The organism is Bradyrhizobium betae (genome assembly GCF_004123905.1).
Lineage (GTDB): Bacteria > Pseudomonadota > Alphaproteobacteria > Rhizobiales > Xanthobacteraceae > Bradyrhizobium > Bradyrhizobium betae_A.
The window spans coordinates 19,492-39,805 of the sequence record NZ_MZXW01000020.1; the positions used below are offsets into that span (position 1 = coordinate 19,492).

The window sequence follows — 20,314 nt, forward strand, 5'->3', positions numbered from 1 at the left end:
CGCCCCCAAGGGAGGGGCGCGGAGAAGTCGCCGGGATTTTGAAGGAGAGACGTGATGGCCACGGGTAATTTCGACCTCAACGAAGTCAAGCGCCGCATGCAGGGCGCCGTCGCCTCGCTCAAGCACGAGCTTGGCGGCTTGCGCACAGGCCGGGCCTCGGCCTCGATGCTCGACCCGGTCCAGGTCGAAGCTTACGGCAGCCACATGCCGCTGAACCAGCTGGCGACCGTCAGCGTGCCGGAGCCGCGCATGATCTCGGTGCAGGTCTGGGACAAGACGATGGTCAAGCCGGTGGAGAAGGCGATCGTCGATTCCAATCTCGGCCTGTCGCCCGCGACCGAAGGCCAGGTGCTGCGCCTGCGCATTCCCGAGCTCAACGAAGAGCGCCGCAAGGAGCTGGTGAAGGTCGCGCACAAATACGCCGAAGCTGCCAAGGTCGCGGTGCGTCACGTCCGCCGCGACGGTCTCGACGTTCTCAAGAAGCTCGAGAAGAACCATGAGATGTCGGAGGACGATCAGAAGCGTCACGCCGACGAGGTGCAGAAGGCGACCGACGGCACCATCACCGAGATCGACCAGCTGCTGGCCACCAAGGAAAAAGAAATCCTGACTGTCTAAGGCCGCCATCATGTCCAACGCCGCCGCGCCCGCAACGGAAGGACCCGACCGGTCCGACGCGCCCGCGCATGTCGCCATCATCATGGATGGCAACGGGCGCTGGGCGGCCGCGCGCGGTCTGCCGCGGGCTGAAGGTCATCGCCGCGGCGTCGAGGCGCTGCGCCGCGTGGTGCGCGCCTCCCACGAGCTCGGCATCCGCTATCTCACCATCTTCTCGTTCAGCTCGGAAAACTGGTCGCGCCCGGCGACCGAGATCGGCGATCTCTTCGGCCTGCTCAAGCGCTTCATCCGCAATGATCTGGCGAGCCTGCATCGTGACGGCGTCAAGGTCCGCATCATCGGCGAGCGCGACGGGCTCGAGAGCGACATCTGCGCGCTGCTCAACGAGGCCGAGGAGCTGACGCGCGACAACACGCGCCTGACGCTCGTCGTCGCCTTCAATTACGGCTCGCGGCAGGAGATCGCGAAGGCGGCGCAGAAGCTCGCGCGCGAGGTCGCCGAGGGCAGGCGCGATCCTGGTTCGATCGACGCCGACACGCTCGGGGCGCATCTCGATGCGCCCGACATTCCCGACCCGGATCTCATCATTCGCACCAGCGGCGAGCAGCGCCTGTCCAACTTTCTGATGTGGCAGGCCGCCTATAGCGAGCTGGTCTTCGTGCCGATCCACTGGCCCGATTTCGACAAGGCGGCGCTGGAAGGCGCGATCGCTGAATTTGCCAGGCGAGAGCGCCGTTTCGGCGGCCTGGTCGCGAAAACCGCCTCGTGAGCGAACCCGACGCCGCACCGGCGGGCGCCAAGCCTGCCCCGAGCAATCTGGTGATGCGGGTCCTCGCGGCGCTGGTGCTGGCGCCGCTGACCATTGCGATCGCTTACGCCGGTGGTTGGTTGTGGGCGTTTCTCGTGACCCTTGTCTCGATCGGGCTGTTCGCGGAATGGCTGACGGTGGTGGGCGCAGCTTCGACCGCGCTGACCGGGGCAGGGACGATCGTCATCGCCACGATGGGCTTGTGCGTTGCCTTCGGCGCGCTCAAGACCGCAATCATCGTCGGCTGTGTCGGCGGCGCGATCGTGACGCTGATCGCGCGCGGCAAGTTCGTCTGGGCCGCGACGGGCTTTGCCTATGCGTCGGCGGCGCTGCTGGCCTCGATCCTGGTGCGAAAGGATCTGGTCAACGGTTTTGCGGCGCTGATGTTCGTGCTGCTGGTGGTATGGGCGACCGATATCGGCGGCTATTTCGCCGGGCGCAGCATCGGCGGACCGAAGCTGTGGCCGCGCGTGAGCCCGAAGAAGACCTGGTCCGGAGCGCTCGGCGGTTTTGCCGCAAGCCTCGCGGTGGCCGCCGGCTTTGCCGCTTGCGGGATCGGAAAGCTGGTCCCACTTCTGCTCGTCAGCGCCATCCTGTCTGTGGTGTCGGCACTCGGTGATCTGTTCGAATCCGCCGTGAAGCGGCGCTTCGATGTCAAGGATTCCAGTCACTTAATTCCCGGCCATGGCGGTCTATTGGACCGTCTGGACGGTTTTGTCGCCGCCATCCTGGTGGCATGGATTATCGGCTTCCTCCGCCATGGTGTGCATAGCGCCGGAAGCGGTCTTATGGTTTGGTGAGGATATGAGCGCCGTCCCCTTGCGTAATAACAGGCTTGCTGCGTCCGACATCCGCAGCGTCACTGTCCTCGGTGCCACCGGCTCGATCGGCGACAGCACGATGGATCTGCTGCGCGCTTCGCCCGAGCGCTATCGCGTCGAAGCCTTGACGGCGAACAGCAATGTCGAGGCGCTGGCCAAGCTCGCGAAGGAATTTTCCGCGCGCTTCGTTGCGATCGCCGACACATCGAAGTTCGCCGAGCTTAAGGCCGCACTTGCGGGAACGAGCACCGAATGCGGTGCCGGCGAAAGCGCCGTGATCGAAGCCGGTGCGCGTCCCGCCGATTGGGTGATGGCTGCGGTCAGCGGCGCTGCCGGACTGAAGCCGGCGCTGGCGGCGGTCGACCGCGGCGCGCATGTCGCGCTCGCCAACAAGGAATGCCTCGTCTGCGCCGGTGATTTCTTCATGCAGCGCGCGGCGAAGGCGGGCGCCTGCATCCTGCCGGCCGATTCCGAGCACAACGCGCTGTTCCAGGCGCTGGCATCGGGCAATCGTGACGAGCTTGTCCGCGTCATCATCACCGCCTCGGGCGGTCCGTTCCGCACCTGGAAGCCCGCCGACATCGAGAAGGCGACCCTCGAGCAGGCCCTGAAGCATCCGAACTGGAGCATGGGCCAGAAGATCACGATCGATTCCGCCTCGATGATGAACAAGGGCCTCGAGGTGATCGAAGCGTCCTATCTGTTCGCGCTCTCGCCCGACGAGATCGATGTGCTCGTGCATCCGCAGTCGATCATCCACGGCATGGTGGAATTCTCCGATCGCTCGGTGATGGCCCAGCTCGGCTCGCCCGACATGCGCACGCCGATCGCCCATTGCCTCGGCTGGCCCGACCGGATCAAGGGACCGGCGGCCAAGCTGGACCTCGCCAAGATCGGTCAGCTGACCTTCGAGACGCCGGATTTCGAGCGGTTCCCGGGACTGCGGCTGGCTTACGATTCGCTCCGGACCGGGAAGGGGGCGACCACCGTCTACAACGCCGCCAACGAGGTCGCGGTCGCCGCCTTCATCGCCGGCAAGATCCGGTTTGGCGCCATCGCCCGGCTGGTGGAGGCGACGCTCGATGACTGGATCCGGGGCGGGAACCAGGCCCCCATGACCTCGGCGGATGATGCAATCTCCGTTGACCATGTTGCGCGAAATAGAGCTGCCGCCCTATTGCCTCAAATTGCCTTAAAGGCATCCTAGACGGTCGCGGCCAGGGCCTTGCGGTACTGGATGAGGGAATTCGATGATCGACTTTTTTGTCCATAGTTTCAATACGTTGAGCCATGGGCTCCTTGGCTACGCGGTTCCCTTCCTGTTCGTCCTGACGATCGTCGTGTTCTTCCATGAGCTCGGCCATTTCCTGGTCGCGCGCTGGGCAGGCGTTCGGGTGTTAACCTTTTCGCTCGGCTTCGGGCCTGAGCTGGTCGGCTTCAACGACCGCCATGGCACCCGCTGGAAGATCTCGGCGATCCCGCTCGGCGGTTACGTCAAGTTCTTCGGCGACGAGAGCGAGGCCTCGACCCCGTCGTCCGAGACGCTCGCGGCCATGACGGCCGAAGAGCGCGCCGGCAGCTTCCACCACAAGAAGGTCGGCCCGCGCGCGGCCATCGTCGCCGCCGGCCCGATCGCCAACTTCATCCTGGGCGCGCTGATCTTCGCCGGCATGGCGCTGTACTACGGCAAGCCGAGCACGATCGCGCGCGTCGATGGCGTCGTTGTCGACGGCGCGGCAGCTGCGGCCGGCTTCAAGATCGGGGACGTCGTGGTCCAGATCGACGGCAAGCCGATCGAGAGCTTTGCCGACATGCAGCGAATCGTTGCCATGAACGCTGGTTCGGCGCTTGCGTTCCAGGTGAAGCGGGACGGCGCCGTCGTGGCGCTGACCGCGACGCCGGCGCTGCTCGAGCGCAAGGATCCGTTCGGCAACAGCCACCGTGTCGGTGTGCTCGGTGTCGAGCACAAGTCGCAGGCCGGCGAGACCTCGACCGCTCCGGTCGGCGTCGGTGAGGCGCTGAAGATCGGCGTCGAGCAGGTCTGGTTCATCATCACCAGCACCTTCAAGTTCCTCGGCTCGCTGTTTGTCGGAAACGGCAATCCGAACGAGGTCAGCGGCGTCCTCGGCATCGCCAAGATGTCGGGGCAGGCGGCCAGCGCCGGGTTCCAGTTCGTGATCAACCTGTGTGCGGTGCTGTCGGTCTCGATCGGCCTCTTGAACCTGTTCCCGATCCCGCTGCTCGATGGCGGTCACCTTATGTTCTATGCGGCGGAAGTGGTTCGCGGCCGGCCCCTGTCCGAGCGGACTCAGGAGATGGGGTTCCGAATCGGGCTGGGCTTGGTGCTGATGCTGATGGTGTTTGCCACCTACAACGACATCCTGCGGATGGCCGCTTCCTGATAGGGGCTTTTTTGTGGCGTTGCTCTTGGGCAACGTCTTGGAATGAAATTGAAATTACGGTGTCTGCTGCCGTTTGCGGCACCGGGGAAATTGGCTACAAGCGGCTTCGAACTTGGGGAATCTCCGGACCGGCGTTGGGGTGGGTCTGGCACGGAATGATAAGGGCGCGTTGCGCATGAAGTTTGGACTGCGACTCCGGGGGGGCTTGCTCGCAACCCTGATCATGTTCGGCGCGCCGGTGCTTGCCCCGGTTGGGGCTGCTTTTGTGTCTTCGTCTGCGCTCGCTCAGACCGTCCAGTCGATTTCCGTCGAAGGGAATCGCCGCGTCGAGGTGGAGACCATCCGCTCCTATTTCAAACCCGGCCCGGGTGGCCGCCTGGATCAGGGCGCCATCGATGACGGTCTCAAGGCGTTGATCGAGACCGGCCTGTTCCAGGACGTGCGCATCAACCGTGGCGCCGGTGGCCAGATCGTCGTCTCCGTGGTGGAAAACCCGGTGATCGGCCGTATCGCCTTCGAGGGCAACAAGAAGATCAAGGACGAGCAGCTCACCACTGAAGTCCAGTCCAAGGCGCGCGGCACCTTCTCCCGCGCCATGGTGCAGTCCGACACGCTGCGAATCGCCGAGATCTATCGCCGTTCCGGCCGCTACGACGTGCGCGTCACGCCCGAGATCATCGAGCAGCCGAACAACCGCATCGACCTCATCTTCACGATCGATGAGGGCGCCAAGACCGGCGTCAAGTCGATCGAGTTCGTCGGCAACAGCGCGTTCTCGTCCTATCGCCTGCGCGACGTCATCAAGACCCATGAATCGAATCTGCTGAGCTTCCTCGCCAGCAGCGACATCTACGATCCCGATCGCGTCGAAGCCGACCGCGACCTGATTCGCCGCTTCTATCTCAAGAACGGTTTCGCCGACGTCCAGGTCGTCGCCGCGCTCACCGAATACGATCCGGAGAAGAAGGGTTTCAACGTCACCTTCAAGATCGAGGAAGGCTCGCAGTATCGCGTCGGCGCCATCGATTTCCGCTCCAGCATTCCGAACTTCGATCCCTCCTCGATGCGCAACTATTCGCGCGTCAATGTCGGCTCGCTCTACAACGTCGAATCGGTCGAGAAGTCGGTCGAGGAGATGCAGATCGAGGCCTCGCGCCGCGGCTATGCCTTCGCCGTGGTCCGTCCCGGCGGCGACCGCAATTTTGAGGCGCACACCGTCTCCGTCGTGTTCAACATCGACGAGGGCCCGCGCACCTATATCGAGCGCATCAACCTGCGCGGCAACACCCGCACGCGCGACTACGTGATCCGTCGCGAATTCGACATCTCCGAGGGCGATGCCTACAACCGCGCGCTGGTCGATCGTGCCGAGCGGCGCCTGAAGAACCTCGACTACTTCAAGACCGTGAAGATCACGACGGAGCCCGGCTCCTCGAGCGACCGCGTCATCCTGATCGTCGACATGGAAGAGAAATCGACCGGCGACTTCTCGATCTCGGGCGGTTACTCCACGACCGACGGTGCGCTTGCCGAAGTCTCGGTCTCCGAGCGCAACCTGCTTGGCCGCGGCCTGTTCGCCAAGGCAGCGGTGACCTATGGCCAGTACGCGCGCGGCTACTCGCTGTCGTTCGTCGAACCGTATCTGCTCGACTACCGTGTCGCGCTGGGCCTCGACCTCTATCAACGCCAGCAGCTGTCCAACAGCTACATCTCCTACGGCACCAAGACGCTCGGCTTCTCGCCGCGCCTCGGCTTCTCCTTGCGTGAAGATCTGGCGCTGCAGCTGCGCTACTCGATCTACCAGCAAGAGATCACGCTGCCGTACTACCTGGCGAACTGTAACAACGTCGTCGGTTCGTCAGCATTCAACCCGAGCCCGGCCTTCGCCAACGCTAATGGCATCGACCTGAGCGCGACCAACGGCCTCGGCTGTTACAGCGACGGTGAAGCCTCGCTGCCGGTGCGCAAGGAGCTTGCCGGCGGCAAGACACTGACCTCGGCGCTCGGCTACACGCTGACCTACAACACGCTGGACAACAACAAGAACCCCACCGACGGTTTGCTTGTCGACTTCCGCCAGGACTTCGCCGGTGTCGGCGGCGACGTCTCCTACCTGAAGTCGGTCATCGACGCGAAGTACTACGCTCCGCTGGTGTCTGACATCGTCGGCCTCGTGCACGTCCAGAGCGGCATGCTGAACAAGATCGGCAACAACGAGCTGCGCATGCTCGATCAATTCCAGATGGGTCCGAACCTCGTCCGCGGCTTTGCCCCGAACGGCATCGGCCCGCGTGATTTGAATCCCTACGGCACGCAGGACGCGCTTGGTGGCACCAAATATTGGGGCGCTTCGCTCGAATTGCAGATGCCGTTCTGGTTCCTGCCGAAGGAAGTGGGTCTGAAGGGCGCGGTCTACGCCGATGCCGGCGGCCTGTACGACTACCAGGGCCCGACGACGTGGTCGGTGACCAACGAAATGACCACGACCAAGAACTCGAACTGTACGCCCTCGACGATCAGCCCGGCTGTCACGCCTGGAACTTGTACGGGCTTGGTGTATGACAACGGCAATGTCGTCCGCTCGTCGGTCGGTGTCGGTCTGATCTGGCAGTCGCCGTTTGGCCCGCTGCGCTTCGACTACGCCGTGCCGCTCACCAAGGGCAAGAATGACCGCACGCAGGAGTTCCGGTTCGGCGGCGGCACCTCCTTCTAATTCGATCAGCAGGGCATGATCCGTCCCCCAGAGTTTCTCCCGGGGGGCGGTTTCCAAAAAGATCGTGCTCAATCCATGAGATGAGGCATGATGCGGTCAGGCCGCTTCATGCCGAAGCCGGACCGCGACGGGGTGGAATGGCTCAGCCGACCTTCTTCAAAAAACCGCCTGCCTCAGCGCTGGCCGACATTGCCACGCTGACCAAGGCGGAGCTGGTCGATCCCACCAGGGGCGGCCACGTGATCACGGGCCTGGCTTCGCTCGACGAAGCCGGTCCGATGCATCTGGCGTTCTTCGACAACCTCAAATATGCCGACGAGCTCAAGGCGACCAAGGCCGGTGCCTGCCTGGTGAGCCCGCGCTTCGAAGCCCAGGTGCCTGCGCATGTGGCCGTGCTCCGGGTGGCACAGCCGTTCCGGGCCTTCGTCAGGATCTCGAGGGAATGGCACGGCGATGCGCTGCGCCCGCAGTCCTGGTTCGGCAATGACGGCATTGCGCCGTCGGCCATTATCGATCCCTCGGCGCGGTTCGAGGACGACGTCATCGTCGAGCCTCTGGCTGTCATTGGTCCCGACGTCGAGATCGGCAGTGGCACCGTGATCGGCGCCGGTGCGGTCATCGGCCCCGGCGTCAAGATCGGCCGGGACTGCAATGTCGGGGCACGCACGGCCATCCAGTGCGCGCTGATCGGCAACAACGTGCTGATCCATCCCGGCTGCTCGATCGGCCAGGACGGCTACGGCTTCATCTTCTTCGGCCCCGAGGGCCATCTGAAGGTGCCGCAGACCGGGCGCGTGCTGATCCAGAACGACGTCGAGGTCGGTGCCGGCACCACCATCGATCGCGGATCCCTGCGCGACACCGTGATCGGGGAGGGCACCAAAATCGACAATCAGGTCCAGATCGGCCACAATGTGACGATCGGCCGGAACTGCCTGCTGGCGGCCCAGATCGGGCTCGCGGGCAGCTTGACGATCGGCGACAACGTGGCGCTGGGAGCCAAGGTTGGCATCAACAACCACCTCAAGATCGGCGACGGGGCCCAGGTCACCGCGATGAGCGGCGTCAAGGACGACATCCCGCCGAACGGTCGCTGGGGTGGCTTTTTTGCCAAACCGACCAAGCAGTGGTTCAAGGAAATTATCGCGGTGGAGCGCCTGGTACGCGACAGCAAGGCCGATCCGAAGAACGAGGGACGGGAATGACGGCGGAATCACCAATCAAGTTCGAACTGGTGGATATCAATGCGATCCTCCGGACGCTGCCGCACCGTTTTCCGATGCTGCTGATCGACCGCGTGATCAACATCCGCGCCGATTACAGCGGCATCGGCATCAAGAACGTCACCTTCAACGAGCCGGCCTTCCAGGGGCATTTCCCGGAGCGCCCGGTCTATCCCGGCGTCATGATGATCGAAGCGATGGCGCAGACCGCCGGCGTGATCGGCATCACCTCGGTCGAGGGCACCGAGAAGCCGCGCGCGGTGTACTTTCTCACCATCGACAAGTGCAAGTTTCGCAAGCCCGTGCTGCCCGGCGATACCATCGAGTATCACATGCGTTCGATCGGCCGCCGCAAGGCGATGTGGTGGTTTCACGGCGACGCCAAGGTCAACGGCCAGGTCGTAGCGGAAGCCGACGTCGGCGCCATGCTGACGGACTGAGGCGGCGCTCCCGCACTTAAGGTGCTGGATGAAGTCGTTGAAGTCGCGGGGCGGTTGGTTCGACCGGCATCTGAAATACGCCGAGATGATACGTCACTGGACAGATCGGGCGAAGTCGCGCTAACCACCGGAAAAGCAAGCGACTTCAACACATAAGCAGACCTTTTTGATGAGCAGGATTGATCCCACCGCACGCGTCGCGGACGGCGCCGTGATCGGCGAGGGCACCGAGATCGGACCCTTTTGCATCATCGGCCCGAATGCCGTGATCGGCGCGAACTGCAAGCTGATCGGGCATGTGCACATCACGGCGCAGACCACCATTGGCGACGGTTGCACCATCTACCCCTTTGCTTCGCTCGGCACCCCGCCGCAGTCGCTCAGTTATCGGGGCGAACTAACGAAGCTCCAGATCGGCTCGGGTTGCACCATCCGCGAATCCGTCACCATGAACGCCGGCACTGTCGCCGGCGGCGGCATCACCACGGTCGGAGATCGCGGCTACTTCATGAACTGCAGCCATGTCGGCCATGACTGCCATGTCGGCAACGACGTGATCTTCGCGACGTCGGCAACGCTCGGCGGTCACGCCGAGATCGGCGACTTCGTCTTCATCGGCGGCCTGTCCGCGGTGCACCAGTTCACCCGTATCGGACCGCAGGTGATGGTCGGCGGCGTGTGCGGCGTGCGCGACGACATCATTCCGTTCGGGCTGGTCAACGGCCAGTACGCCGCGCTCGAGGGCCTCAACATCATCGGCATGAAGCGGCGCAAATTCACCAAGCAGCGGCTCGCGACCGTGCGCGCGTTCTACCAAAAGCTCTTCCACGGGCCGGGCATGTTTGCCGAACGGCTCGCCGCGGCGCAGCCGCTCGCGGGCGAAGATCCCGCGATTGCCGAAATCCTCGACTTCATCGGTAAGGGCAAGCATCGCCCGCTCTGTCTTCCCGCCATCGAGAAGTGAATTCGGGATGGCCGCGGACATGACATCGGCGGCTTCGCAAGTTTCATCACCGGTCGGCGTGGTCGCCGGCGGCGGCGCCATGCCGTTTGCGGTTGCCGACTCGCTCGCAGCGCGCGGCGTCACGCCGGTGCTGTTTCCGCTGCGCGGGGCCTGCGATCCGGCGCAGGTGGAAAAATTCCGTCACCGCTGGATCTCGGTCGGCCAGCTCGGCCGTGCCATGCGGCTGTTCCGGGAGGAGGGCTGCCGCGACCTGATCTTCATCGGCACCTTGGTACGGCCTGCGCTGTCCGAGATCCGGTTCGACGTCACGACGCTGCGCCTGCTCGGTAATGTCATCCGCGCCTTTCGCGGCGGCGACGATCATTTGCTGTCCGGGGTCGGCCGCATCCTCGAGCAGGGCGGCTTTCGCATGGTCGGCATCAAGGATGTCGCGCCCGATTTGTTGATGCCCGAGGGCTGCATCAGCCGCGCCTGGCCGAACGACAACAGCAAGGCCGACATCGCGCGCGGCCGCGCTGTGCTGACCGCGCTCGGCCCGTTCGACATCGGGCAAGCTGTAGTCGTGATCGATGGTCATGTGGTGGCGGTCGAGGACATCGAGGGCACCGACGCGCTGCTGGCGCGGGTCGCGCGGCTGCGCGAGGAAGGCCGCATTCGCGCAGCTGCTGGCCGCGGCGTGCTGGTGAAGGCGCCGAAGAGCGGCCAGGATCTGCGCTTCGACCTGCCGACGATTGGCCCGCGCACGCTCGACGGCGTCGCCAAGGCCGGCCTTGCCGGCATCGCCGTCATCGCCGGCAACACCATCGCCGCCGAGCCGCAGGCGATGATCTCATTTGCCGACGCCAAATATCTCTTCGTCATCGGCTTGCCGGCGTGATGCAGACCCGCGATCCCAAGCGAAAGATTTTCCTGATCGCCACGGAAGAATCCGGCGACCGGCTCGGCAGCGCCTTGATGAAGGTGCTGCGCCAGCGCCTCGGCGACGGCGTGCAGTTCGTCGGCGTCGGCGGCCGCACCATGGCGCGCGAAGGGCTCGAGACGCTGTTTCCGATCGAGGAGCTGTCGATCGTCGGCTTCGCTGCGGTGGCGCAGCAATTGCCAAAGATCTTGCGGCTGATCCGCGAGACTGCGGACGCCGTGCTCGAAGCCGTGCCCGACGCGCTCGTCATCATCGACAGTCCCGATTTCACGCATCGTGTCGCCCGCCGCGTGCGCGCGAAGAATCCAGCGATCCCGGTCGTCGATTACGTCTCGCCCTCGGTCTGGGCCTGGCGGCCGGGTCGGGCGCGGGCGATGCTCGGCTATGTCGACCACGTGCTCGGCCTGCTGCCGTTCGAGCCGGAGGAATACCGCAAGCTCGGCGGGCCGCCATGCAGCTATGTCGGCCATCCCCTGATCGAGCAGTTGCCGTCGCTGAGGCCGAACGCGGAGGAGCAGAAGCGCCGCGATGGCGAGCCGCCGGTGCTGCTGGTGCTGCCCGGCAGCCGCCGCAGCGAGGTCAGGCATCATCTCGACATATTCGGGGCGACGCTCGGCCGCTTGCAGGCCGAGGGCCGCGCGTTCGAACTGGTGCTGCCGACCATGCCGCATCTCGAAGCAACCGTCCGCGAAGGAATCGCGAGCTGGCCGGTCAAGCCGCAGATCGTGGTTGGCGAAAACGAGAGGCGCGCTGCCTTCCGCATCGCGCATGCCGCGCTGGCGAAATCCGGCACGGTGACGCTGGAGCTCGCGCTGTCGGGCATTCCGATGGTGACGGCCTATCGCGTCGGCGCGATCGAGGCCTTCATCCTCCGCCGCGCGATCCGCGTCTCCTCAGTGATCCTCGCCAATCTCGTGATCGGTGAGGACGTCATTCCGGAGTTCTTGCAGGAGGACTGCGTACCGGAGAAGCTGGCGCCGGCACTGACGGAGCTGCTCACGGACACGCCGCTGCGCAAGCGGCAGGTCGAGGCCTTTGCGCAGCTCGACACCATCATGTCAACCGACAACAAATCGCCGAGCGTGCTCGCGGCCGACGTCGTGCTCGCGACGATGCGGAAGGGCAAGCGGCAGGCGACGTAGGGTGGGCAAAGCGAAAGCGTGCCCACCATGTTTGCTCGGTCGCGGAGAGACGGTGGGCACGCTGCGCTTTGCCTACGCTACGAGACTAAGCCAAGCCGCCGTCGACCCGGAAGCACTGGCTGGTGATGCGCTGGCTCTCGTCGGATGCGAGAAACAGCGCCATGCTGGCGATGTCCTCGGGCGTCACCGCATCAGGAACGGCCTGGCGCGTGCGCAGCTCGGCAATGGTCTGCTCGTTCGGATACCAGAGCCGGCGCTGCCGTTCGGTGATCACCATGCCCGGCGCGATGGCGTTGACGCGGATGCGGTCGGGGCCGACCGACCGTGCCAGCGAATTGGTGAAGCCGACGATCGCCGCCTTCGCGGCGGCATAGACCGGCAGTGCCGGCGCGCCGCGCATCCAGGCGATCGAGGACATGTTGATGATCGAGCCGCCGCCGCGCGCTCGCATCTGCGGCACCACTGCCTGGGCGGCAAAGAAGACGTGCTTGAGATTGACGCCGATCGTCCAGTCGAACTCGGCCGGCGTCACCTCGGCTAGCACCTGGCGCTGGTCGTTGGCGGCGTTGTTGACGAGGACCGCGGCATCGCCGAGCGTTCGGTGGACCTGCGTCATCGCGGCGCGCAGCGCGTCGATATCAAGGAGATCGCAGGGTACGAACAGCGGCGCGGTGCCCGATGCCGCCGCCACCTCCGCGACCAGCGCCGTGCCGGCGGCTTCGTCGATATCGAGAAAGGCGACGCGGGCTCCCTGGGCCGCGAAGGCGCGCACGAAGGCGGCGCCGATGCCGCTGGCACCACCGGTGATCAGCACCACGCGGTCGGCGAGGTCGGCATAGCTCGTCTGGGTCATGCGATCAGTCGCTCCGTCTCGGGGTCGAACAGGCAGATGCGGCGGGTGTCGAGCGCGAAGGGGGCTTGCGTCCCCGGTGTGGGGCGGATGTCCGGCGAGATGCGCGCAAGCGCCGCTTCGCCACCGAGCCGCAGCAGGACGATGGTCTCGGCGCCGGTGGGCTCGACCATCTCGACCGGTGTGTTGACGACGATGGGCGCCTCGCCGGAGAATACGCGGTCGCCCTCGGCGATGCATTCCGGCCTGATGCCGAACACCACCTCGCGGCCGACATAGGGAGCCGCCGCATCATAGCCCCGGAGCCGCAGGCGAACCTCGTCCGGCCGCCCGGCGCCGATCACGACTATCGGCCCATCGGCGTCGGCCTCGAGCCGCGCCGGCATCGTGTTCATCGGCGGCGAGCCCATGAAACGGGCCACGAACAGATTGGCCGGATAGCGATAGACCGTGTCTGGGTCGGCGAATTGCTGCACCACGCCGCGATGCATCACGGCGATACGGGTTGCCATCGTCATCGCCTCGATCTGGTCGTGGGTGACATAGACGATGGTGGCGCCGATGCGCTGGTGCAGCCGCTTGATCTCCATCCGCATCTCGACCCGCAGCTTGGCATCGAGGTTGGAGAGCGGCTCGTCGAACAGAAACAGCAGGGGGTCGCGCACCAGCGCCCGGCCCATCGCCACGCGCTGGCGCTGGCCGCCGGACAGTTGCGACGGCTTGCGGCCGAGCAGCGGCTCGATCTGGAGCAGCCTCGCCACGTTCGCCAGCGCCTTCTCCTGCTCAGGCTTGGCTACGCCTCGGCATTCCATGCCGAACGTGATGTTCTGGCGCACCGTCATCGACGGGTAGAGTGCATAGGACTGGAACACCATGGCGATGTCGCGGTCCTTGGGCGGGACGTCGTTGACGACGCGCCCTCCGATCTCGATCGTGCCGTCGCTCGCACGATCGAGCCCGGCGATGATGTTGAGCAGGGTGGACTTGCCGCAGCCGGACGGCCCGACCAGCACGGTGAACTCTCCGCTCTCGATGTCGAGATCGATGCCCTTCAGCACCTCCAGATTGGCGTAGCGCTTCGACAAAGCGCGAATGCTCAGTGCTGCCATGACACATCCATCATTTCACGGCCCCGGCAGTGAGGCCGCGTACAAAATACCTGCCGCCGAAGAGATAGATCAGCAGAGTGGGCAGGGCTGCGATAATCACCGCGGCGCTCTGCACGCCATGCTGCGGGATATCCGCGATGGCCGCAGACAGCGCGATGAGCGCGGCTGTGACCGGCTGCTGCTGGCCGGTCGTGAATGTCACGCCATAGAGGAACTCGTTCCAGATATGCGTGAACTGCCAGATCACGGTGACGATCAGGATCGGAGCCGAGAGCGGCAGGATGATGCGCCAGAAGATACGAAAGAACCCGGCGCCGTCGATGCGCGCGGCCCTGATCAGTTCATGCGGGATGGCGATGTAATAGTTCCGGCAGAACAGCACGGTGAAGGACAGCCCCTGGATGGTGTGGATCAGCACGAGACCCGAGAGCGTATTGATGAGCCCGATATCACGCAGCACGATGGTCCAGGGCAACAGGCGCATCTGCTGGGGCAGGAAGAGGCCGAGGGTCACGATACCGTAGATCCAGTTGTCGCCGCGAAAACGCCAGAGCGACACGGCGTAACCGGCGATCGCACCGAGCAGGGTCGAGAAAATCGTCGCTGGGATCGTGACGAGCGCGGAGTTCAGCATGTACGGCCGGATGCCGGCGCAGGTCTCGGCGACGCAGAAACCGCTCCAGGCCAGGGCGTAGTTGCCCCAGGCCAGATGTTGCGGCCAGCCGATCATCGACCCCTGTGCGATCTCCTCGTTGGTGCGGAGCGAATTCAGCACGACGACGACCAGCGGCGCGAGGTAGGCGGCCGCGAAGAGTGACACGACGAGATAGATCAGGATCCGGCTCGGCGCGAAGCTTCGGTCACGCATGAGTGGCCTGCCGTCGCTGGACATAGCGCCACGCCGCATAGGGCAGCAGCACCGCGAGAAGGATGAGCAACATCAGCACCGCCGCCGCCGCACCCCGGCCGAGCTGGCTGCGCTGGAACATCAGATCGTAGACGACAAGGGCCGGCAGCTGGGTCGCGATTCCGGGCCCGCCATTGGTGAGCGCGCGGACGAGGTCGAAGGCCGAAATCGCGAACTGCAACTGGATGACGACGACGGTGATGGTGATCGGCCACAGCGTCGGCAGAATGACGCGCCAATAGGTTCGGATCGGCCCGGCGCCGTCGATCTGCGCGGCCTTGATGATGTCGGCATCGACAGAGCGAAGGCCGGCGAGGAACAGCGCCATGGCGAAGCCCGAGGATTGCCAGATCGCCGCGATGACGATGGTCCAGATCGCCATGTCGCGGTTGACCAGCCAGTCGAAATGGAAGGAGGCCCAGCCGAGATCATGGGCGAGCTTCTCGATCCCGATGCCGGGATTGAGCAGCCAGCTCCAGACCGTGCCGGTGACGACGAACGACACCGCCAGCGGGTACAGGAAGATCGATCGCAGCACATTCTCGCCGCGAATGCGCTGATCGAGCAGGATCGCAAGCATGAGGCCGGTGATCAGGCTCAGCAGCACGAAAGCGCTGCCGAACAGCAGCAGATTGTCGAAGGCGATCTGCCAGTTCCGCGACGCCAGGACTGAGGTGTAGTTGCGCAAGCCCACCCAGCCCGTAACAGGAACGAGGGTGGACGGCGTAAACGAAATCCAGATCGTCCAGATCGAAAACGAGATGAGGTGCGCTGCGGACAATAGCAGCGGCACCCAGATCATCAGATATTCCGGCAGCCGGCGTACCATGTCAGAGGTTGCCGGCCGCGTTGCTGTCGAGACGGCGTTGGTCAACGTGAGCCCTCGACGGCCTCGGCGAGGCGGGTGACGGCCTGGTCCGGCGTGATCGTCTTGTTCTTCACGTATTCGGTGATGACGTCGATCATCGCGGCGGTCAGGCCGTTTTCCTGCGCCATGTTGTGCGCGAGGCTCAGGACGGCCTGATTGCTGGCGATCGCGTCCTTCAGGGCTGCGGCGGTCCGCCGTTGGCCATCCGACCAGCCCTCGCCGGAGAGGTCGACATCGGTGCGCACGGGGATTGATCCCGTGATCTGCGAATACATGGTCTGGATCGCGGGATCCATGACCAGCTGGGCCATCAGGGCCTGACCGGCCTGCAGATCGGGCTCCTTGCGCTGCCAGAAGATGAAGGCATCGGCATTCAACAGGAACACCGGCTTGCCGTTGTCGCTGGGGCCCGGCGCGATCATGAAGTCGTCGAACTTGAATCCGGCGTTGCGCAAGACGCCCTGCGCCCAGCCGCCCATGATCATCATGCCCATGTCGCCGTCGACGAAGCGCTTCAGATTGGTGGCGTAGGGTTGGGCGCCGACGTTGGGATCCATCCAGTTGGAGATCTTGCGCGCCTGGGCGAACGCAGCCTTGATCTCGGGTCCCTCCAGGGCCATCTTGTCGAGATTCATGATGGCTGCGCGGTAGGCCGTCGGACTGATGCCGGCCAAGGAGGCCTCGAATTTTTGTCCGTCGTCGGGGCGGGTGCCGCCGTTGGCGACGGGGTAAGTGATCCCGCCCGCTTTCATCTTCTCGGCGAGATCGTTGAAATCAGCCCAGGTCACGGGGATTTTGTCGGCCTTGGCCTTGTCCATCGCGCGCTTGGAGAGGAACAGCATATTGGTGCTGTAGATCTGCAACGGCAGCGCAATCCACTTGCCGCCCGGCTTGTGCAATTTTGCGAGGTCCGGCGCGACCACCTTCTCGTAACCAGCGGCAGCGACAATGCTGTCGAGATCCACGGTCGGGGCAATCTTCGACCAGGCCGCGATCTCGGGGCCCTTGAGCTGCGAACAGGCCGGCGGATCGCCGGCGATGATCTGGGCGCGCAGCTTGTTCATCATCTCGGTGGTGAAGCCGGGGACAGGCGAGTGCTGCCAGACGCCACCTTTCTCCTCGAATTTCTTGCCGAGCGCGGTGATGGCCGCGCCGTCGCTGCCTGCGGACCATTGCGAGATCGCGGTCAGGCGCGGCTTGGGCGCGCCTTGCGCGCGGGCAAAGGCCGGCAGCGCGAGCGCGGCTGCGGATCCAGCGAGCAGACGGCGCCTTGTTGCCGTGATCGGCATGGCAGTTCCTCCCGGTGTGAACTTTTTTTGCGTGTTGAGGCCGCGCGGTTCAGCGCATGTCAGGCGGCCTCCGTCGATGCGGCGGGCATTCCGCCGCGGCTGGCAAGGCAGAACGCGGCGAACGCCAGCGCGGCCTGCGGATCATTGCCGTTCGAGGGGGGCACGAAAGCGAGCGACACTTGCGCATGCTTGCGGCCGCCGAGCAGGCTGGCATCGACGCCGTCGACGAGCGCCTTCCGATCGTCCTCCGCAAGGAGCGATGGCCAGCCGGAGACGGCGACGCCGTGACTGGGCTTGACGTTCAGCGTGTTGCCGATCGAAAGACCAAGGCGATACAGGCGATGCCGCAGCTCCTGCCGCACGCGCGAAGAGATCGGGATCGCGGTCACCCAATCGCTGCCAAGCTGGAGCAGCTCCTGCTCGGTCACACCGAGGAGCTCGGCCAGCGCCGGCAGCGACGTATAGGCTTCGACGCAGCCGCGATGGCCGCAGCGGCAGCGCGGCCCGTCGGTGCCGAACACCATATGGCCGAGCTCGACCGGTTGCAGCGCATCAGCTTCGTTCGGATCATCCATCCAGGCGCCGGCAACACCCTGGCCGACAAAGACGAACAGATGCGCATCGCTGAATGGATAATTTTCCGCCCGGCAGCGGTGAAAGGTGGCGTGCGCTACGACCGAATTGGTGAACTCGGCCGGGACCTCCGCAAACATCTCACCGAGCACGTCGCTGATACGACCGACATCGCAGGGGATGATCGGATTGCCAAACTCGCTCAGGCGGCCGAGGCCGGGAATGGTGATGCCGATCTGCGCCAGCGTGATGCGGCGCCGCCGCGTCCAGTCGCGCAGCAAGGTCAGCGCTTCGCGAAACACCCGGCCGACGGTCTCGACGGTCGGCTTCTTCGGCAGCGGCACGCGCTCGGTGTAATGCAGTTCGCCCGACAGGCCGCCAACGCCGACGCTAAGCCACTGACTGTTCAGCTCGAGGGCCGCAAGCGCTACGGTGCCATCGAGCGACACGAGACCGGTCGGGCCGCCGACATAAGGGGCAGGGCGCCGCACTTCCTCGATCAGGCCTTCGGCTTTCAGGTCAAACAGGATGCGCGACAGGCTCGCCTCGGACAGGCGCACGGCCTTGGCCAGCGGCGGCCGGAACGAGCCGCCGGACTGGAGCAAGTGAGTCAAAATGGCAGCACGCGTCTGCCGCCGACTTCTCGGCTGCTCCGGCATTTCCATCCCTGTCGTCATTCTTACTTAGTGTAAGAATGCGCGCGGAGCATTTCGGCTGTCAAGCACTCGCCGGCGCGACGCATCGACTTGTTGTTGTGCGCGGCAGCAAGAACAGCCGTGACCCGATCAGGATTTCGGCGGCCTGCCTTCCATCCACTCCGGCAGTTCGACCTTCGGGTCGTACCAGTTGGCGGCATCCGATCGCCAGATGTGGACTTCGGGCCGTTCGGCAATCGGTGTGTCCAGGCAACCCATCCGCAGCAGGACCGTGTCCTTTCCGTCGCGTGCAGCGACGACGTGCGATCCGCATTGCGAGCAGAAGTAACGAGTCTTGCCCGGTGAGGATTCGAAACCGCGCAGCAGCTCTTCGCCCTTGGTCCAGCGAAAGCTGTCGCGCGGAACGTTGGTGACAGTTGAGAACGCCGAGCCGTGCGTCTTCCGGCAGGTCTGGCAATGGCAGTGGACGATCATACTCGGAGACGCATCGACTTCGTAGGCAACGCCTCCGCAGAGACAGCTTCCGCTAAGCATGAGGTTCTCCCGATCTGGATGTTTGTGCCGAAAAAAATCCCGCCGGACCGTGATGGTCGGCGGGATCTTATTGGCGCTGCGATTGCAGTCTTACTTGCGATCCTTGATCGCGACGTAGTCGCGGCGGGTGACGCCGGTGTAGAGCTGGCGCGGACGGCCGATCTTCTGCTGCGGGTCCTCGATCATCTCGCTCCACTGGCTGATCCAGCCGACGGTGCGGGCGACCGCGAACAGCACGGTGAACATCGAGACCGGGAAGCCCATCGCCTTCAGCGTGATGCCCGAATAGAAGTCGACGTTCGGGTACAGCTTGCGGTCGATGAAGTACGGGTCGCTGAGCGCGATCTTCTCGAGCTCGAGCGCCACCTTCAGCATCGGATCGTCGCCATGGCCGGTCTCCTTGAGCACGGCGTGACACATCTTCTGCATGATCTTGGCGCGCGGATCGTAGTTCTTGTAGACGCGATGACCGAAGCCCATCAGGCGGACTTCGGAGTTCTTGTCCTTCACCTTGGCGATGAACTCGGGGATCTTGTCCACGGTTCCGATCTCGGCGAGCATCGCGAGCGCTGCTTCGTTGGCGCCGCCATGCGCCGGGCCCCACAGGCAGGCGATGCCGGCGGCGATGCAGGCGAACGGGTTGGCGCCGGAGGAGCCGGCGATGCGCACCGTCGAGGTCGAGGCGTTCTGCTCGTGGTCGGCGTGGAGGATGAAGATCTTGTCCAGCGCGTCAGCCAGCACCGGGTTGATCTTGTACTCCTCGCAAGGCACGGCGAAGCACATGTTGAGGAAGTTCTCGGCGAAGGAGAGCGAGTTCTTCGGATACACGAAGGGCTGGCCGACCGTGTACTTGTAGGCCATCGCCGCGAGCGTCGGGATCTTCGCGATCATGCGCATGGAAGCGATCATGCGCTGCTTGGGATCGTTGATGTCGGTGCTGTCGTGGTAGAACGCGGCGAGCGCGCCGACGGAGGCCACCATCACCGCCATCGGGTGGGCGTCGCGGCGGAAGCCCTGGAAGAAGCGGGCCATCTGCTCGTGCACCATCGTGTGATGGATCACGCGGTCGTCGAAGTCCTTCTTCTGCGCGGCGGTCGGCAGATCCCCGTAGAGCAGCAGGTAGCAGGTCTCGAGGAAGTCGCCGTTCTCGGCGAGCTGCTCGATCGGGTAGCCGCGGTATTCCAGCACGCCCGCGTCACCGTCGATATAGGTGATCTTGGACTGGCAGCTCGCGGTCGAGGTGAAGCCGGGATCGTAGGTGAACAGGCCGGACTGGCCATAGAGCTTGCCGATATCGATGACATCAGGCCCGACGCTGCCGCTGTGGATCGGGAGATCGTAGTTCTTGTTTCCGACCGTCAGCGTGGCGGTCTTATTGCTTGATTTTGCGTCCATCAGAGGTCCCCGATGTGTGGTGAAACGGGCCGGACCCGGAAGGCCCCGATGAGATAGTGGGGCAGGCCGGATGTTCCAGAAGG

At 64.6% G+C, this 20,314-nt stretch carries 19 protein-coding genes; 11 read left to right on the forward strand and 8 right to left on the reverse strand.

What is annotated here, in order from left to right:
* Positions 1–54 precede the first annotated feature (54 nt).
* The 11 genes from frr to lpxB all read left to right on the forward strand — a co-directional run bounded on the left by frr (position 55) and on the right by lpxB (position 12,050).
* A complete protein-coding gene (frr, locus tag B5V03_RS17350) occupies positions 55–618 on the forward strand; it encodes a ribosome recycling factor (RefSeq protein ID WP_129271625.1) in 564 nt (187 codons plus the stop codon).
* Between the two features lie 10 nt (positions 619–628).
* A complete protein-coding gene (locus B5V03_RS17355) occupies positions 629–1,387 on the forward strand; it encodes an isoprenyl transferase (protein WP_129271626.1) in 759 nt (252 codons plus the stop codon).
* Positions 1,384–2,226, forward strand: a complete 843-nt coding sequence (locus B5V03_RS17360; protein WP_129271627.1) for a phosphatidate cytidylyltransferase — start codon at positions 1,384–1,386, stop codon at positions 2,224–2,226. The genes B5V03_RS17355 and B5V03_RS17360 overlap by 4 nt, the downstream gene beginning before the upstream one ends.
* A 4-nt stretch (positions 2,227–2,230) precedes the next feature.
* Positions 2,231–3,454 (forward strand): 1-deoxy-D-xylulose-5-phosphate reductoisomerase, encoded by a 1,224-nt coding sequence (dxr, locus tag B5V03_RS17365; RefSeq protein WP_129271628.1) that lies wholly within the window; start codon positions 2,231–2,233, stop codon positions 3,452–3,454.
* A 43-nt stretch (positions 3,455–3,497) separates the two neighbouring features.
* Positions 3,498–4,649: an RIP metalloprotease RseP gene (gene rseP / locus B5V03_RS17370; RefSeq protein ID WP_129271629.1), complete on the forward strand. Its 1,152-nt coding sequence runs from the start codon at positions 3,498–3,500 to the stop codon at positions 4,647–4,649.
* A gap of 175 nt (positions 4,650–4,824) precedes the next feature.
* Complete coding sequence (bamA, locus tag B5V03_RS17375; protein WP_129271630.1) at positions 4,825–7,362, forward strand: outer membrane protein assembly factor BamA; 2,538 nt, start codon at positions 4,825–4,827, stop codon at positions 7,360–7,362.
* 137 nt (positions 7,363–7,499) lie between these two features.
* On the forward strand, positions 7,500–8,567 hold the full coding sequence (gene lpxD / locus B5V03_RS17380) for a UDP-3-O-(3-hydroxymyristoyl)glucosamine N-acyltransferase (protein ID WP_129271631.1): 1,068 nt from the start codon (positions 7,500–7,502) through the stop codon (positions 8,565–8,567).
* Entirely contained in the window at positions 8,564–9,025 is a 462-nt protein-coding gene (gene fabZ, locus B5V03_RS17385) for a 3-hydroxyacyl-ACP dehydratase FabZ (RefSeq protein WP_008131325.1), read from the forward strand. The genes lpxD and fabZ overlap by 4 nt, the downstream gene beginning before the upstream one ends.
* 169 nt (positions 9,026–9,194) lie before the next feature.
* Complete coding sequence (lpxA, locus tag B5V03_RS17390; RefSeq protein ID WP_129271632.1) at positions 9,195–9,989, forward strand: acyl-ACP--UDP-N-acetylglucosamine O-acyltransferase; 795 nt, start codon at positions 9,195–9,197, stop codon at positions 9,987–9,989.
* 19 nt (positions 9,990–10,008) lie between these two features.
* Positions 10,009–10,866: an LpxI family protein gene (locus tag B5V03_RS17395; protein ID WP_164988085.1), complete on the forward strand. Its 858-nt coding sequence runs from the start codon at positions 10,009–10,011 to the stop codon at positions 10,864–10,866.
* Entirely contained in the window at positions 10,863–12,050 is a 1,188-nt protein-coding gene (gene lpxB / locus B5V03_RS17400; protein ID WP_129271634.1) for a lipid-A-disaccharide synthase, read from the forward strand. Before B5V03_RS17395 ends, lpxB begins: the two co-directional genes overlap by 4 nt.
* A gap of 85 nt (positions 12,051–12,135) precedes the next feature.
* On the opposite strand, the gene B5V03_RS17405 is transcribed toward lpxB, so the two are convergent.
* From B5V03_RS17405 to gltA, 8 genes are all read right to left on the reverse strand, one after another.
* Positions 12,136–12,903 carry an SDR family NAD(P)-dependent oxidoreductase gene (locus tag B5V03_RS17405; protein WP_129271635.1) on the reverse strand — a complete coding sequence of 256 codons (768 nt, stop codon included), beginning with the start codon at positions 12,901–12,903 and terminating at the stop codon, positions 12,136–12,138.
* Positions 12,900–14,009 (reverse strand): ABC transporter ATP-binding protein, encoded by a 1,110-nt coding sequence (locus B5V03_RS17410; protein ID WP_129271636.1) that lies wholly within the window; start codon positions 14,007–14,009, stop codon positions 12,900–12,902. The genes B5V03_RS17405 and B5V03_RS17410 overlap by 4 nt, the downstream gene beginning before the upstream one ends.
* 10 nt (positions 14,010–14,019) lie before the next feature.
* Positions 14,020–14,877: a carbohydrate ABC transporter permease gene (locus tag B5V03_RS17415; RefSeq protein ID WP_164988086.1), complete on the reverse strand. Its 858-nt coding sequence runs from the start codon at positions 14,875–14,877 to the stop codon at positions 14,020–14,022.
* Complete coding sequence (locus B5V03_RS17420; protein WP_164988087.1) at positions 14,870–15,790, reverse strand: carbohydrate ABC transporter permease; 921 nt, start codon at positions 15,788–15,790, stop codon at positions 14,870–14,872. The genes B5V03_RS17415 and B5V03_RS17420 overlap by 8 nt, the downstream gene beginning before the upstream one ends.
* On the reverse strand, positions 15,787–17,073 hold the full coding sequence (locus B5V03_RS17425) for an ABC transporter substrate-binding protein (protein ID WP_129271638.1): 1,287 nt from the start codon (positions 17,071–17,073) through the stop codon (positions 15,787–15,789). The genes B5V03_RS17420 and B5V03_RS17425 overlap by 4 nt, the downstream gene beginning before the upstream one ends.
* Before the next feature lie 59 nt (positions 17,074–17,132).
* Entirely contained in the window at positions 17,133–18,311 is a 1,179-nt protein-coding gene (locus B5V03_RS17430; protein ID WP_206736160.1) for an ROK family transcriptional regulator, read from the reverse strand.
* Between the two features lie 120 nt (positions 18,312–18,431).
* Entirely contained in the window at positions 18,432–18,836 is a 405-nt protein-coding gene (locus B5V03_RS17435) for a GFA family protein (RefSeq protein ID WP_129271640.1), read from the reverse strand.
* Between the two features lie 90 nt (positions 18,837–18,926).
* Complete coding sequence (gene gltA / locus B5V03_RS17440; protein ID WP_129271641.1) at positions 18,927–20,231, reverse strand: citrate synthase; 1,305 nt, start codon at positions 20,229–20,231, stop codon at positions 18,927–18,929.
* Between the last annotated feature and the right edge of the window lie 83 nt (positions 20,232–20,314).